The sequence below is a fragment of the Paenibacillus sp. FSL L8-0340 genome (assembly GCF_038593145.1).
In the GTDB taxonomy this organism is placed as follows: Bacteria; Bacillota; Bacilli; order Paenibacillales; family Paenibacillaceae; genus Paenibacillus_AQ.
Genome location: NZ_CP151967.1, coordinates 1064965 through 1080399, shown reverse-complemented (window position 1 = coordinate 1080399; position 15435 = coordinate 1064965). Strand labels below are relative to the sequence as shown.

9 protein-coding genes and 1 riboswitch are annotated in these 15435 nt (G+C 53.7%); of the genes, 3 read left to right on the top strand and 6 right to left on the bottom strand.

Annotated elements, in window-relative coordinates; translation table 11 throughout:
- Window positions 1-11: 11 nt before the first annotated feature.
- The 3 genes from qoxB to qoxD are packed head-to-tail and all read left to right on the top strand — an operon-like array spanning window position 12 to window position 2843.
- Window positions 12-1955: a cytochrome aa3 quinol oxidase subunit I gene (gene qoxB / locus NST07_RS04905; RefSeq protein WP_038586390.1), complete on the top strand. Its 1944-nt coding sequence runs from the start codon at window positions 12-14 to the stop codon at window positions 1953-1955.
- On the top strand, window positions 1952-2548 hold the full coding sequence (qoxC, locus tag NST07_RS04900; RefSeq protein ID WP_341090006.1) for a cytochrome aa3 quinol oxidase subunit III: 597 nt from the start codon (window positions 1952-1954) through the stop codon (window positions 2546-2548). The genes qoxB and qoxC overlap by 4 nt, the downstream gene beginning before the upstream one ends.
- A gap of 1 nt (window position 2549) precedes the next feature.
- Window positions 2550-2843, top strand: a complete 294-nt coding sequence (gene qoxD, locus NST07_RS04895; RefSeq protein ID WP_081965692.1) for a cytochrome aa3 quinol oxidase subunit IV — start codon at window positions 2550-2552, stop codon at window positions 2841-2843.
- A 247-nt stretch (window positions 2844-3090) separates the two neighbouring features.
- Here the strand turns inward: qoxD and NST07_RS04890 are convergent, their stop codons facing one another.
- From NST07_RS04890 to NST07_RS04865, 6 genes are all read right to left on the bottom strand, one after another.
- Window positions 3091-4800, bottom strand: a complete 1710-nt coding sequence (locus tag NST07_RS04890) for a methyl-accepting chemotaxis protein (protein ID WP_341090005.1) — start codon at window positions 4798-4800, stop codon at window positions 3091-3093.
- 197 nt (window positions 4801-4997) lie between these two features.
- Window positions 4998-5684 (bottom strand): ECF transporter S component, encoded by a 687-nt coding sequence (locus NST07_RS04885; RefSeq protein WP_341090004.1) that lies wholly within the window; start codon window positions 5682-5684, stop codon window positions 4998-5000.
- Window positions 5657-7402: an ABC transporter ATP-binding protein gene (locus NST07_RS04880; RefSeq protein ID WP_341090003.1), complete on the bottom strand. Its 1746-nt coding sequence runs from the start codon at window positions 7400-7402 to the stop codon at window positions 5657-5659. Before NST07_RS04880 ends, NST07_RS04885 begins: the two co-directional genes overlap by 28 nt.
- Window positions 7318-8262 carry an energy-coupling factor transporter transmembrane component T gene (locus NST07_RS04875; protein ID WP_341090001.1) on the bottom strand — a complete coding sequence of 315 codons (945 nt, stop codon included), beginning with the start codon at window positions 8260-8262 and terminating at the stop codon, window positions 7318-7320. The genes NST07_RS04880 and NST07_RS04875 overlap by 85 nt, the downstream gene beginning before the upstream one ends.
- Window positions 8259-9176 (bottom strand): DUF4430 domain-containing protein, encoded by a 918-nt coding sequence (locus NST07_RS04870; RefSeq protein WP_341090000.1) that lies wholly within the window; start codon window positions 9174-9176, stop codon window positions 8259-8261. Before NST07_RS04870 ends, NST07_RS04875 begins: the two co-directional genes overlap by 4 nt.
- Window positions 9177-9324: 148 nt before the next feature.
- Window positions 9325-14571 (bottom strand): DUF4430 domain-containing protein, encoded by a 5247-nt coding sequence (locus tag NST07_RS04865; RefSeq protein WP_341089999.1) that lies wholly within the window; start codon window positions 14569-14571, stop codon window positions 9325-9327.
- Between the two features lie 261 nt (window positions 14572-14832).
- Window positions 14833-15034, bottom strand: a riboswitch (cobalamin riboswitch).
- Window positions 15035-15435 lie beyond the last annotated feature (401 nt).

Below are 15435 nucleotides of genomic sequence, written 5' to 3'. Positions count from 1 at the left end.
GAGCTACCCTAATGGATTTAGACAAATTTAAGGTTCACGGCGAACCCCTGATATACGGAGCAATGATCAGTATCGCTCTTGCGACCATCGGGATTCTCGTTGGGCTTACCTATTTCAAGAAATGGGGATACCTCTGGCGCGAATGGCTTACAACTGTAGACCATAAGAAGATCGGGGTTATGTATATCCTGGCCGCACTGCTTATGCTGTTCCGCGGTGGCGTTGACGCCATGATGATGCGTCTGCAAACGGCAGCGCCGGAAATGAAATTCCTCGATGCCCAGCACTATAACGAGGTCTTTACCACCCATGGTCTGATCATGATTCTGTTCATGGCCATGCCGTTTATCATCGGTTTAATGAACGTAATTATCCCACTGCAGATCGGCGCGCGAGATGTGGCCTTCCCGCGGCTGAACGCGGTCAGCTTCTGGCTCTTCTTCATGGGAGCTATGCTGCTTAACATTTCGTTCGTAATCGGCGGTTCGCCGGATGCCGGATGGTCGGCTTACTTCCCGCTGGCGAGTCTGGAATTCAGCCCTACGGTCGGTAATAACTATTACTCTCTGGCGCTGCAGATTTCCGGTATCGGGACACTGATCACAGGCGTTAACTTCATCGTGACGATTCTTAAAATGCGTGCACCAGGCATGACACTGATGAAGATGCCAATGTTCACCTGGTCCGTACTGATTACAAACATTATTATCGTATTTGCCTTCCCTGTGCTGACTGTGGCACTTGCCCTGATGATGTTCGACCGGCTGTTTGGTTCTCAATTCTTCACGATGGCCAACGGCGGGATGGATATGCTCTGGGCCAACCTGTTCTGGGTGTGGGGACATCCGGAGGTATATATCGTTATTTTGCCGGCATTCGGTATTTACAGCGAAATTATTGCCACCTTCTCCAAAAAGAATCTGTACGGCTACACTTCCATGGTTGTCAGTATGCTGCTCATCTCCCTGCTGTCCTTCCTGGTATGGGCTCACCATTTCTATACCATGGGCCAAGGGGTTATGGTCAACAGCTTCTTCTCCATAACTACTATGGCGATAGCTGTGCCTACCGGGGTTAAAATATTCAACTGGCTGTTCACCCTCCGAAAAGGGCGAATAACCTTTACGACCCCGATGCTGTACACATTGGCTTTTATCCCGATCTTCACTATCGGCGGGGTTACCGGCGTTATGCTGGCGATGGCCAGTGCCGATTACCAGTATCATAATACGATGTTCCTGGTTGCGCATTTCCACTACGTGCTGATTCCGGGCGCCGTGTTCGCCGTTATCGCCGGGTTCCATTACTGGTTCCCTAAAGTATTCGGCTTCCGCCTGAATGAACGTCTGGGCAAGCATGCCTTCTGGTGGATTATTATATCCTTCAATGTCACCTTCTTCCCACTGTTCTTCCTGGGACTAATGGGTATGACCCGTCGGATGTACACCTACTCAGAAGAGACCGGCTTTGGTCCGCTGAATATGCTCTCCTTCGCCGGTGCTGTCGGCCTGGCGATCGGATTTGTTATTCTGGTCTACAACATCTACTGGAGCACACGCTACATGCCAAGAGACACAACAAGCGATCCATGGGATGGCCGTACACTGGAATGGGCTACACCAAGTCCGATTCCTGCTTATAACTTTGCAATTGTGCCAAAAGTTCAGACGCGTGATGCCTTCTGGTCCGCGAAGCAGGATAATATTCCGCTCTTTGAAGATAAAATTACTAAAATCCATTTACCAAACAATACCGGGAAGCCATTTATCCTGGGTGTCATCTTCTTCTTCCTGGGCTTCTTCCTAGTATTCAGCATGTGGATTCCTGCCATCGTGGCCGGAATAGGCATCATCATCATGCTGGCTGCCATGTCTTTTGACCGGGATCACGGCTTCTACGTTTCAGCTGAAGAAGTTATTGCTACTGAAAAGAAACTGCGGGGTGAGACTGTATGAAAATAGATGCGTCCAAGCCGCTGGAATATTCAACAGAGGAGAACAGCAACAAGATTTTCGGTTTCTGGGTATTTCTCGGAGCTGAAATTCCGCTCTTCGCCACTTTATTCACCGTTTATTTAGTAATGGTCAACCGTTTCGCCAGCGGACCAAGCGGAAGCGAGCTGTTTGAAATCGGCCCGGTGCTGATTGAAACCTTCCTGCTCCTGTCGAGTTCGTTCACGATCGGGCTTGCGATCCATGCTATGCGTCACGGCTACAAGAAGGCCATGATGGTCTTTATGGCAATCACCCTGCTGATGGGCCTCGGCTTTATCGGCATTGAAATTGATGAATTCTTCACCTATGTTCATGAAGGGGCTACACTGCAAACCAGTGGATTCCTATCCAGTCTCTTCGTATTGCTCGGCACGCACGGTGCGCACGTCAGCTTCGGCTTTCTGTGGGGCGCAGCGATTATGATCCAGATCTGGCGTCAGGGCATTAATCCGGCTACCGCCAATAAAGCCTTTATCTTCTCGCTGTTCTGGCATTTCCTGGACGTTGTCTGGATCTTTATCTTCAGCTTCGTCTACCTGAAAGGACTGATGTGACATGATGAAGCAACTGTTCCCAATTCGCCATGTGATGGGTTATCTGGCCTCTCTGGTCCTTTCTGCCGCTGCGCTGGTTGTCATCTATGGTGATCTGTCCGATGGGGCAAATATGGCGGTTCTGCTGATTACAGCCCTTATCCAGGCTTCTCTGCAGCTCTTCGTATTCATGCACATCGGGGAATCCGCGGATACCAAGAAAGAGCTTTATATCAATATCGCTTACGCTTTGTTCGTTGGATTGGTTACCATCTTCGGAACCCTGTTCATCTTCGTATGGGGCTGGTACGCTTAAGAACTAGATAAGCTGGACAACATATTTCAGGTCCACTCCGGTCATCCGATCCGGGGCGGACCTTTTTTTTGTTTTGCAGGATGTTCAAAACATTAATCGCAATCTCAGATGTCTTTCAGTTAGCGCTGGTGAGTGGCTCCGGCGAAGAAATGAACATACCGCCATATATAAAAAGAAGAGACCACCGGAATGAAAGTTCCGGTGGCCTCTCCTTATGTAGCCTATATCTGCTGCTGCAGCTCTGTATTTAGAGTTTGAACTTGGCCAGTTCCTTCTGCAGGTCCTCGGCAAGTGTGGCAAGATACTGGGCAGAAAGCGACATTTCCCCCATCGCAGACAATTGTTCCTCACTGGCAGCGCTTGTATCCTGCACTTCCCCCGCGCCTTTGCGGGAAATCTCATTGGCGTGCTCCATGGCCTGTGATACGGCCTGCGATTCCTGTGAGACATGCCCGACAGCCTCTCTGATACCCTCCGTCTGCCGGACGGCATCATTAATTGAATGCTGTATTTCCTCAAACGCCTGCGAGACCACTTCACTCTGCGCAAGACCTTGTGATACCAGTTGTGTTCCCAGTGCCATTGAATCTACCGCACTGGCGGTTTGCTGCTGAATGTCAGTTATAATTCCGGTAATCTGCAGCGAGCTGCTTCCTGTAGCCTCCGCCAGCTTGCGGATCTCTCCGGCAACAACAGCGAAGCCCCGGCCATGTTCCCCGGCTCTGGCCGCTTCGATTGACGCATTCAGCGAAAGCAGATTCGTCTGGGTGGCGACTGCATTAATGGTTGTGATAATTGTACTGATCTCCCCGGACAGATTGCCCAGATTGCTGACTATTCTCTGACTCGATGCAACACTAGAGTCAATTTCTTTCATTTGCGCAAGGATTCGCTCAACAGCTTCTGCGCCGCGGTCTGTCGAGACAGCAGCCCCGGCCATCAGTTCAGCCATCTCATTGCCGCTGCGCTCGACGGCAGCAATATCCTCCGTCATGTTCTGCACGGATGCTGTCGTGCGGCTGATGTTCTCAACCTGGACATCAAAACCCACGGCTATTTCATTCGAGGTTTCGGCGATCATCTGCGAAGCGCGTGCGGTCTGTTCTGCACTGGCACTCATTTCCTCCGACGAGGCCGACAGCATCTCCGCACTTTCCGAGACCCCTTGCATCATCACCTTCAGACTATTCAGCATCGAATTGAAGGAACGGTTGATCTGGCCGATTTCATCCTTGGCTGTATAGGATGCAGCTACGGTCAAATCGCCCTCTTCTGCCCGCTTCATCAATCCCTGCAATTCTTTGAGCGGCTTCGTAATCAGCCGGGTGATTATAATACTGATCAGAATACAGAGAATCAAGGCGGCAGTAATCAGAATCGTGCTCATGGTTGATGAGGTCTTGGCGTCGGCTAAAGCAAGCTCATTATGCTTAGTCGCATCCTCAACCAGCAACCGGGATGTATCATCAAGCAGACCGACCATCAGTTTCCTGGACTCGCTAAAGGACACACCCGAGAAGATTTGATAGCCTTCAGTATTAAGATTCTGGTTGGCAAGCTGAATGATATTATCGCGCTGTGTCCGGTAATCCGGCAGCAACGACAGGTACTCATTGATTTTATTGCCGATTTCAGCATCCTGGAAGGCAATTAATTTCAATTGCTCCAACAGCTCATTATTCTTGGAAATGTTTTGTTGAATCCCCTCGGTCAGCTCTTTGCTCTTGACGGTTTCCTTGGTAAGTAAAGCTTCCAGCAAAAAAGATTCAATCGCCCGGTTGTTGGCCCGCAGCTCAGTAACCAGGTAAATTGGCTGCAAATTCCCGCTATAGGTCTCTTGGGATCGCTTGGCCATTTTTTGGGTGAAGCTGATACCAATCGTACCCAGACCAATCAGCATAGCAACGACAATTGCCACGAATAGCGCCATTTTATATTTCACTTTCAGATGTCTCATGTCCCATTCCCGCCTTTTTGTATCTTGCTGTTATCTTATTCATCGGCGAAAAAGGTCGAAATAATGATGATTTAACACGAAAAATGTCGAAAAAAACAGAAAAATATTCTAATTTGAGAACACTCGGACTGCTTAATGTCTAAAATAACATTCCAATGTAGTTTCACACAGCAGAATCCATGATATCAGCGGCCTAATCATTCCTGCAGCAGCCCGTATTTCCTGCGGAACCGCTCCAGCACCCTGGTCCAGCCACCGGCCAGAATTGCCAGGAAAAATACATTGGACAGGGCATGGGCCAGATCGAAGTAAAAGCTCGAGACGTATGCGGATAACACAAGCGCCCAGCTAAACGCATCCGGCAGGCTGATAATGTACCAGATATTCATAATCCAGCCGAACAGAAACCCCCAGATGAAGCCGAAGAGAAGCAAGCCTCCTCGTTTCTTCATCCACCAGGTACTCCTCAGCCAGCCCGCCGTCAGGCCCGCCATCCCCCAGGCAAACATCTGCCAGGGCGTCCATGGACCTTGCCCGAAATAAATATTGGATACAAGCGCGGCTACCGCCCCGATGATAAAGCCAGCCTCAGCCCCAAAGACATAAGCGGATAAAATGACAATAGCAGACACTGGCTTCACACTCGGCAACGCGGCAAAAGGAACCCGGCTGACTGCAGCGATTGCTGACAGCACGGCCAGCAGCACCAGCTCCCGCGATTCCAGCGGACGCCGCTCCAGCCGGATAAACAGCGGCAGCAATGCCGCTGCAAGCAGCACGAGGCTGAGCAGCATATAATGACGGTCCTTCAGCGCTGACGTAAATGCCAGACCGGCCAGAAATACACCTAAAGCAATTAACAGCGGAAGCCGGAATCTCGCCATGTTCTGATCACATCCTCAAGAGTCAATGCTTGCGGCAGCAAATCCCGCACCATGCGGTTTACCACCGTTGTATAGAAATAGTTGCTGCTGAAAAACTCCGCCGGAGCTCCCTCTGCGGTAATGCTTCCGTCAAACAGCATCGCGCAGCGGGTCGCGTATTTTGCCGCGAACTCCACATCATGCGTCACGATAATAATGCTTATGCCTTGCTCCAACAGCTGCCATAGCAAAGCTGCCAGTCTTTCCTTCGCCCCGGGGTCCAGCCCCTTGGTCGGCTCATCCAGCAGCAGAACGCCTGGCTTCAGCAGCATTACCATAGCCAGCGCCAGCTTCTGCTGCTGGCCGCCGCTGATATCATGCGGATGGCTGTCCAGCACTTGATGAAGCTGAAATACATCCAGCAGGGCTTCTATCTCCCGTTTCTCCTCCTCAGGAGACATGCCTGCATAACGGGCCATATGCCGCAGTTCTTCCGCTACCGTGTCATAGCTGAAATAGAGCAGCGGGTTCTGGGCCAGAAGTCCGGACTTCAGCCCTTTGGCACACTCGACCTTGCCGCGCTGCGGCTTCGCCAGCCCGCCCAGAACATGCAGCAGGGTCGATTTCCCCGCACCATTCCCGCCCATGATAGCCAGCAGCTCTCCCCGGTGCAGGGACAACGTCAGCTTACGCAGCACCTCCGGGCCGTCCTTCTCATAACGGAAGGTGACTTCCCGGCAGCTGAGCAGGGGTACTGCGGCATTGGCTTCGCCTGTGAAGCGTGAAGCTGCACAGGCTTGTGATGCTGCGGCACGGCCTGCTTCCACGGCTGGATGGGCGCCCGCAGCGGGGGGTGAGCCGCTGGTAGCCGTAGCTCCAGCAGGCGCTGCTGCTGCATGTGAATGCAACCAGCGTTTGCCCTCACGCACCGTCAGCGGAATGGATTCCAGCGGAACGGATGAGGCCTCCGGTGACAGGGCGAGGAATAACCGCGACGCTGTCGGCAGGTAGGCCTGATGACTTACGTCCAGGCCCTTCCCGGCTCCCCGCACGAATCCGCGGGGAGTGTCCTGGGCCTGGAGAACGCCATCCTCCAGCATCAGCACCCGGTCGGCCAGCGGCAGCACCTCCTCCAGCCTGTGCTCGCTGATGATGACCGTCATCGACAGCTCCTCATTCAGCCGCTGCAAGGTCTGGATAAACTCGCGGGCAGCGACAGGATCAAGCTGTGAGGTCGGTTCGTCCAGCAGCAGCAGCTTGGGCTGAAGGAGCAGCACGGAGGCCAGATTCAGCAGCTGCTTTTGTCCACCTGAGAGCTCATGCACTGATTTGTACAGCAGCGGCTCCAGCCCGAACAGCCCGGCGATTTCCGCCAGCCTGCTGCGCATGACCGATGGCGGGTAGCCCATATTTTCCATCGCAAAAGCCAGCTCATGCCACACGGTATCCATCACAATCTGTGCATCCGGATTCTGGAATACAATCCCGATATCCCCGGCTGCTGTCTCCGCAGGCAATTCCGCCAGCGGCTTCCCTCGGTAGCTGATGGACCCGCTGTGCAATCCCACCGGAGCAAGCTCCCGTTTCAGATGACGCAGAAGTGTTGTTTTACCGCAGCCTGAAGGGCCGAGAAGCACAACGAACTCGCCCTCCTCTATCTTAAATGAGAGCTCATGGAGCGTGTCTCTCTCTGCATCGGGATACCGGAAGGAAAATCCTTCCGCCGCGATGATCGCCATAACCATTTCTCCTTTCCTTCCAGCCAGAGGGGGATTCCTACGAACAGGCAGAAGCCGGCATACATGACCGCCTCGCCTGAGCCCCAAGCCATAGGTTTCATGCGCGGATATATCTCAAAGATGCCGTACCCCTGCACCCAGCCAAGCACTGGAATTAAGCCGCTGAGCGAGAGCAGAGCCAAGACAGTCTTGTCCTGACGGTCAAGCCTGTAAATCCCGTACACACTGCGTTTGCGGATGCCGTAGCCGCGTGCTTTCATCGAATCAGCCGTCTGCAGCGCCTCCTCCAGCGACCAGGTTAGAAGCACCTTGAGCAGGGTCATGCCGTCCCGCATTCTTTTGCGCAGCTTTCCCTTGCTTACATCAATGCCTCTGATCTGCTGAATCAGGGAGATTTGCCGCAGCCGCCGCTGAAACAATGGCACAAAACGGATCGTCATCAGCGTCAGCAGGGCCGTCTTAGGTGCCGCCCCGGCGAACAGGTACATGAATTTATCCGCCGTTACCGTGTAGTTGTAAGAAATGAACAATATAAAAATCGTCAGCAGCACGGTCATCATCATCAGTCCGTAGAACACCGCTTCCAACGTAATCGGCTGATCCATAAAATAAAACAGGATGTGCGAGCCCCGGTGCGAGAACAAAGGATTAATCACGGCCACCGAGCCGGCCATCAGCAGGTAAAAAGGCAGCCCCCGCAGCAGCTTCCGTCCCTGTCCCTGCAGAAGCAGAAGGCCAAGCAAGCCGGCAATTTCCGTTACCAGAAACAGCGGATGAAACAACAGGGCAGCGAACAGCAGCAGCCCTGCATAGTATAGCAGGGCTACCGAAGGATGCATGGAGCGGAAGCCGCTGTTCATGGCGCCTTGGCTCCCAGATCTTTGCCCAGATCCAGTGTATACAGCCACTCAATTACATCTCCGGGCTGTACGGTATAGCTTCCGGCACCTTTGCCCGGAAACTCCCCGTTCACCTTGTACATCCAGCCGCTCTCTGCGCCATGGTCGAATTCATACAGATTGTCTATTCCCTCCACATAGGCGAAACCCTTGGAGCCCTGGTATTCCATCTGTATTTTGTTCTTGCGGGTAATCCGTTTCAACAGCTCCAGCGCACTTTCGCCCTTCTCAATTTCAAAGGCGGCCGGAGCCAAAATCACGCCGTACTCCTCGTCCCCTGTGATGGAGACGGTAGCTGTGCTCTCCGCAGCGGCGGGCTTCGCAGGCGCTGCCGTTTCGGACGGCGGCTGCGTAACGGCAGCCGCTGGCCGCGCGGTCGCTGCCGGCTTATTCGTGCCGGCAGATGGACGCGCGGTGGCTGCGGGCTTGGCAGAGGACTCTGCCGGGCCCGCACTGGCGCCGCCTGCTGCGCCGGGCGCCGCTGACGCCTTTGCGGTGGCAGCTCCGGCGGAACCGGCTGCCTTGCTATGCGCAGCCGGCGCCTTAGTGCCTGCAGGCACGGGACTCGTCACCGTGCCGGAAGCGGGGTCAGGCGGCGCAGGTGCCGCCGCTCCTTCAAGAGCCGCCGACGCCTCCGCGGAAGGCGAAGCGGCAGCGCCCGCCGGTTCTGACGGCGGGGCCGTGTTTGCTGCGTCTCCGGTTTGCGGAGACGCGGCGTTATCAGGGGCTGAGCTTTGTGTAGCGGTGGTATCTGCTACACTGTTCAGATCAGAACCGGCAGACTGCCGCTCACCGGAAGAACAGCCGGTCAGTAGCACCACCGCCAAGAGAAGAAGCAAGGGATAAAACAACCATCGTTTGGATTGCTTGGACATTAATTTTCACACCTCCGAAAAAAGGGAAAGGAACGGAGGCTGTCCTGCTGCTCCCCCGTTCCGTTCCTATACTCTATGTTTTCTTTTGAAGCTTCAGTCCGATGAGCCTGTTACTCTGCTCAATCGCCTTCTTAAAGATGGATTACACTTAAGGCAATCTTACGGCTACGACCGCCGCCATTTCTCTGGTTACGGCACTTGATGGGTCAAATCCTCCACTGAAGCCGGTCATATAACCGGACTCCGTTACCGCATGGACCGCTGACAGCGCATAGCTGCTGATCCGGCGCTCGTCTGTGAACTTCGCAGTCTGCGCCGTAGCCGCAGAACCGTTCTCCAGCTTGAACGCTCTGGAAATCATCACAGCCATATCCTCGCGGGTAATCCAGCCATTCGGATTAAAGGTTGTATCCGTAACTCCACCTACCCATCCGAGCTCTTTCGCTTTAAGCACAGCTCCATAATACCATGTGCCGGCCTTTACGTCGCTGAATACTGGTGCAGCCGAAGCTGCAGCAGGTGTCTGATCTGTCAGTCTCAGCAGCAGCGCAGCGAATTCGGCACGGGTAATATTCTGCTTCGGTGCAAAAATCAGGCTAGATCCGCTGACTCCTTCCATCAGCTTTTGCTCATAGGCTTTGTGAACGGAGTCCAGCGCCCAGGATGAAATTTTACTCTCATCGGCAAAGGACACACTGCCGGAAGCGGCTGGCGAGATGCTGAACAGCTTCGCCTCTCCGGCCAGGAACAGGTCGTACGCAGCCAGTGCCAGTAATGCCTGTTCGGTAGCCAGGCTGTTCCCGGGCTGGCCAGCCGAATGAGCATAGCCGCCAGTGCTTTGTCTGAATGAAGCCAGGTGGCTGAGAAGTCCGCCCTTAGCTTTAATAAATCTGGAGTCATTAGGACCAACTCCGGCAGCACTCAGGGCAATGATGACCTGTGAGGTGCTCTCACTGTTTTCTGCTCCCGAGAGCTTGAAGCCGCCGCCTTCAAGCTGCTGCTGCGACAGCCAGGCGATCGCTTTATCCGCAGCCGCTTTTACTTCCGCCTGGTCATTATGGGATGAGAGTGCAGTAACTGCCATAGCGGTAATGTCCACATCATCGGTACTGCCAGCTGTCAGCGGGAATCCGCCGTCTTTGCTTTGCAGTTCCAGGATGGACTTGATCAGCCGTTCCTTAGTCCACTGCGCATTCGCAGGTACAGCATAAGAACCGCTGTCCAGCGCAATCAGGGCAAAAATGAGGCCGTTGCTGCCCTGGCTTACCATATGGTCATTGTTATAAATTTGCTCAATCAGATTATACCCGCCAATACTCTGCGGATCACCGCCGGCAGCGGCAACAGCCAGCGCCAAACGTTCATAATCCGTAACCTTGCGGAACTCCCCTTTATTCGCGGCAAGCTGCTCCTTCACTCCGTTCAAATAAGCAGCCGGTACTGTGTGGCCGGAACGGGCGAGTCCAATCGCCTGCCAATCGCTGATCTCTTCGGCTGCCTGAATTGCCTTGGCAGTAGCTGCAATATCGCTCTTCAACTGCTGCGGCTGCGGCTCCCATTTACTGCGGTCCACTACGGCAAAGGACGTGAAGTGACTGACCTTTCCGGTGATCACCCCACTTTGCGCATCCAGCGCAGCGGGAACCGGAATCCAGCGGCCGGTGCTTTCGTCAAGCCATGCCAAAGCCAGATTGGCAGGGTTTACCGCCGTAACCGGAACTGTAATCGAAAGATCCACCGGCTTCACAAATTTCGTACCATCCGGTTTGAAATCATAGAGTCCCGATACCAGCTCAGCGCGTTCTGAAGTAGTCTCGCGTACGCTGATCTTCAAATTGCCGGACACGGAACCGGCTGGCAGCTGCAGCTTCACTTCACCGCCGCTGTCCTGCAAGGTTGCCGCCGCACCCGAAGTGACCTCCTGCTCGAAGACAGCCACGTTTGCCGCCAGCTTTTGCTTAAGGGCAGCCGCTGCTGCCGGGGTCATTTTGGTGCTCAGGTTCGAAACAGCTGTCGTCTGTCCTACTTGATTCAGCGGAAGGGTATTATCCGGGGTGATACCCACATTCACCATACTGCCGCCCGTACCTGCTGCTGCACCTCCAGTGCCGGAGGAACCTCCAGCCGATCCCTTCAGATCATCTCCGCCATTAAGCGTATAACGCCAGGCTACGGCGTCGCCGCTGCTCAGCTTATAACTTCCGGAGCTGTAATCCGGGTAGACACCGTTTACGGAGTACATCCAGCCGCTTTTCTCACCGCGGTCCCTTTCTGCTAAGCCATCAATTGCTTTAATGTATACACTGTCTCCGCTTCCGCCGCTGACAACCTTGCTTCCAAGCTGGCGGATTAGCAAGCTGTATGCGGTCTCTCCCTCGTTCAGCGTCATCTTGGTACCAGCCAGAATGGTTCCCTTAGTAGTGTCTCCAATGACTGTGAGCGTGGCCGATGCCGTCTCAGGCACTTCTACCGAAGCTGTAACAGTCAACGGCTGCGTGTAGCGGGCAATCTTAGGCGTCCCGCCTTCGACATAACCGGTCACGGCCAGCGTGTATGTTTTGGCAGGCAGGCCACCCTCAAAGGTTGCGAGCCCTTGCTCATTAGCAGTGATGGTTTTATCGCCAACAGTGACCTGCACTCCTGCAGCCGGTGAAGTCACCGGATCAGAAGTATACGTGTCATTATTCCAGACCCATTTCTTCTGCGTGACCGTAGCGGTGAATGCCTCACCCTGCTTCGGCTGCGCAGGCGAAATCTGTACCGAATCTACTACCTGCGTATTTTCTCCGGCATAGTAGACAAGCACTTTGTCGGAAGTCTGCAGAATATAATCATTTAAGCCCACATCCGGATAAATCCACGCCCCGCCGCGCGATACGGCAAAAGCCCAGTAACCCTGATTGTTATAGGCTCCGTTCTCGATTCCATTAATGCCCCCTACAAAGATGCCGAAGGAAGATTCCGTAACCTTTAGAGGAATGTTGTTCGCAGCTGCCAGCTGCTGTAGCGCATCAAACGCGTTATATGCTTCCAGCGCGCCTTCAGCTACCGGACCCCGTGGCCCTTCAATGGACAGATAGGAGGTTACATTGCCCGGAGCCACCTTCAGCGAATCCGTATAGCGGGCAATGTTTGGTGTGGCTTCCGCAACATAACCGGTTACAGCCAGCGTGTATATTTTGCCGGACAAGCCTCCTTCAAAAACTGCAACGCCTTGGCTGTCCGTAGTGACTGATTTACCGCCAATGGTTATCTTCACTCCGGCTGCCGGTGAAACAACCGGTTCGGAAGCAAATGTCGTGTTATTCCATACCCACTCCACCCCGGTAACAGTCACTTTAAACGTTTCCCCCGGTTTTGGCTGCGGTGGAGATACTGTAACGGAATTTACTGCCTGCGTGTTGGCACCGGCAAAATAGACAAGCACCTTGTCCTGTGCCTGCAGCTTGAAGTCACCCATGCCTTCGCTTGGGTAGATCCATTTCCCGCCGCGCGACACCAGGAAGTTCCAATAGCCGTCATGGGTTCCGTTCTTAATCCCATTAATGCCCGACACATAGCTGCCGTAGGAGGACTCCGTAATCTCCAGCGGAATATTTCCGGATGCCGTAAGTTTCTTCAATGCCGCCAGCGCGTTGGATGCTTGCAGCGCTCCCTCAGCGACCGGCCCCTCAGGTCCTTCAACCGACAGATGAACTGGTACATTCTTGGAGATTACCTTTACAGCTTGCGAATATTTAGCGATAGTTGGTGCATTGTCCGCAACATAACCGGTTACGGTTAGCGTATAGTCTCCTGCCGGAACACCTTCGGCAAAGACCGCTTTGCCGTCTTCACCGGTTGTTGCCTTCCGGTCTCCGATTGCCACTTCCACACCAGATGCACTTGAGGTTACAGGACTCGAAATATTTGTGGCATTGTCCCATACCCATTTTATCTGGGTAACCGTGACTGAGAAAGGCTCCTCCTCACCCGGCTGCAACGCGGACAGCGTCAGCGAATTCACCAGCTGCGTATCGTTGCCCGCATAATAAACGAGAACCCGGTCTGCTTCCTTAAGTTTAAAATCCTTCATTCCTACATCGGGATCAATCCATGCCCCGTCCCGGGACACAGCATATTTCCAGCCATCCCAGCCGCCGTAGATTCCGGCTTGGATACTGCCGATTCCCGTTACATAGCTGCCCGATTCATTCTTAACCGGAAGGCCCTTCTGGGCGGCCACTTTCTCCAGCACCTCGAGGACATTGCCTGCATATGCCATCCCTTCTCCCAGCGTGTTCTGCGGCCCTTCAATTACAAGGGGCACATACACTAACGGATTCGGAACCGCAGGCTTAGTGAAGTCATACAGCTTGCCGTTTCCGCCCCCGCTGTACAGGGTGTAGGCCACCAGCGCCTGCAGCCCCTGCTCTGTAGCAAAAGCATTTACATTTCCGCCCTGATTATGGGCAAACCCGCCGCCCTCTACACTGAAGCTGAGCAGTCTGCTTATCAGATCTGCTTCACCCTTGGTGAATTCTGCTCCTTCCGGGTCTACCCCGAAGGAGGCAAGGCCGATAATGACCTGTGCCGCGCTTTCGCTGCTGCCTCCAAAGCCACCGTTGCTGTCCTGCGCAGCAGACAGCCAGGCTACTGCTTTTTGCCCGGCAGTTGCAACCGCCGGATCACTCTTATGCGCAGCAAGGGCCGTTAAAGCCATCGCCGTCATATCCGGCTCGCTTGCCCCGGAAGTCAAGGCGAACCCGCCGTCTGCATTTTGCTTGGACAGGATCTCGCTGAGCAGCGCCGCTTTGCTCCATTTGGCATCCGCCCCAATAGTATAATTGCCTGAATCCAGTGCCAGCAGCGCATAGACCGGATTGTTCAGCGTCTGGCCGCTCATTTTGTCGCTGTTATAGATACGCTCAACCAGATTAAAACCCGGCTCAGAGCCGTTTCCGGCAAAATTCGCCGGATCAGCCCCCACGGCTTGTACCGCGAGCACAATCCGTGCATAATCCGTGACTGCGGCAAAGCTGCCGCTGGCTGTCCGCACCTTTTGCTCCAGCAGCCGGACATAACTTTCCGGTACTTTGTAGCCCGCCTGTGCGAGGCCAACCGCCTGCCATTCTGACGTCACGCCGCTGCTGAGCATATACTCGGCAGCCGCATAGGTCGCTCCGGCAACGGTAATCTGCTGCTTCGCTGTTAATGCAGCCGCAGCCGGCTCTGCGCCAGACTCGTCTGCTGCATACACAGCAGCAGTAACACTTTCCGTTCCTCCGGACGCGGTAGCGGAGACCGCCCCGGCAAACACTTGCCCTGAAGGAACAAGCGCTGTTCCCAGAATCGAAATAACCAGCAATAAAGCCAGGCCAAGCATAAAGGACTTGGCAGAGAGAAGAGTCTTCATCGTTAACCTCTTTCCGTGAATAAAATAGTGAAGCAGCGGACAACAAGAAGAAACGGCTATGCTGTCCATTTCAAAAGGACGGGGCCGTTTCTGCGAGAGAGAAGGATAACATACAGCACCGGCTTATACTTCATCCTCATCCCTCAAAAAAACCGCCCCTGCTAAGGGCGGCCTCGGAAGAATACAAATGAAGCACGGGGGTGCTCAAGCTCCGCCACCACATCCATTTGTAATGTTCCGCATTCTTACCCCACGAAGAATAGAAACGTTCAAGAAAAAGGCAGGTCTCCTGGCTTATGCTTCACAGCTTCCCTCCGCCTTCCCGTCCTTGCTTCACAGGACAGTGGCACCCTTAAGAGTCGCTCCGCATTTACAGTGGCGGGACCGCGCCGGACTTGCACCGGACTTCCCTTTTAAGCAAATTCTACTGGATAGAATCTGCACCCTTTTCACTAGACTATCAAATTTTAATATTCATAATCATATCCACTATTCCCTTGTATGTCTATAGAAAAGCTGTTCCAATGCCGCCCGTTGCCGGCTGAGCCCTTTTCGAAAGCATCAAACACACTCTTCGTTGATCCCAACCTGTCTGCACGCAGTTCATCATTAGTAGCGGAAAAAATGCCCGCTAAGTTTTGGCTACTCCCTCATTAATAAGGATTAGGCGGATTTACACCCGCTATTATTTCGTAAAACGCCACATAAGGCTCAACCGGATAATTTAGCGGTAGTATATCGTCTTATACAACTTATTTTCAATATACAGTCCACATTAGAGGGAGAGAATCCCTTTACAGGGTGATCCGTCATAACCAACGCCGGAGCTCTGTGAAAGAAGAAAAATCCTGAACACGCATCTGC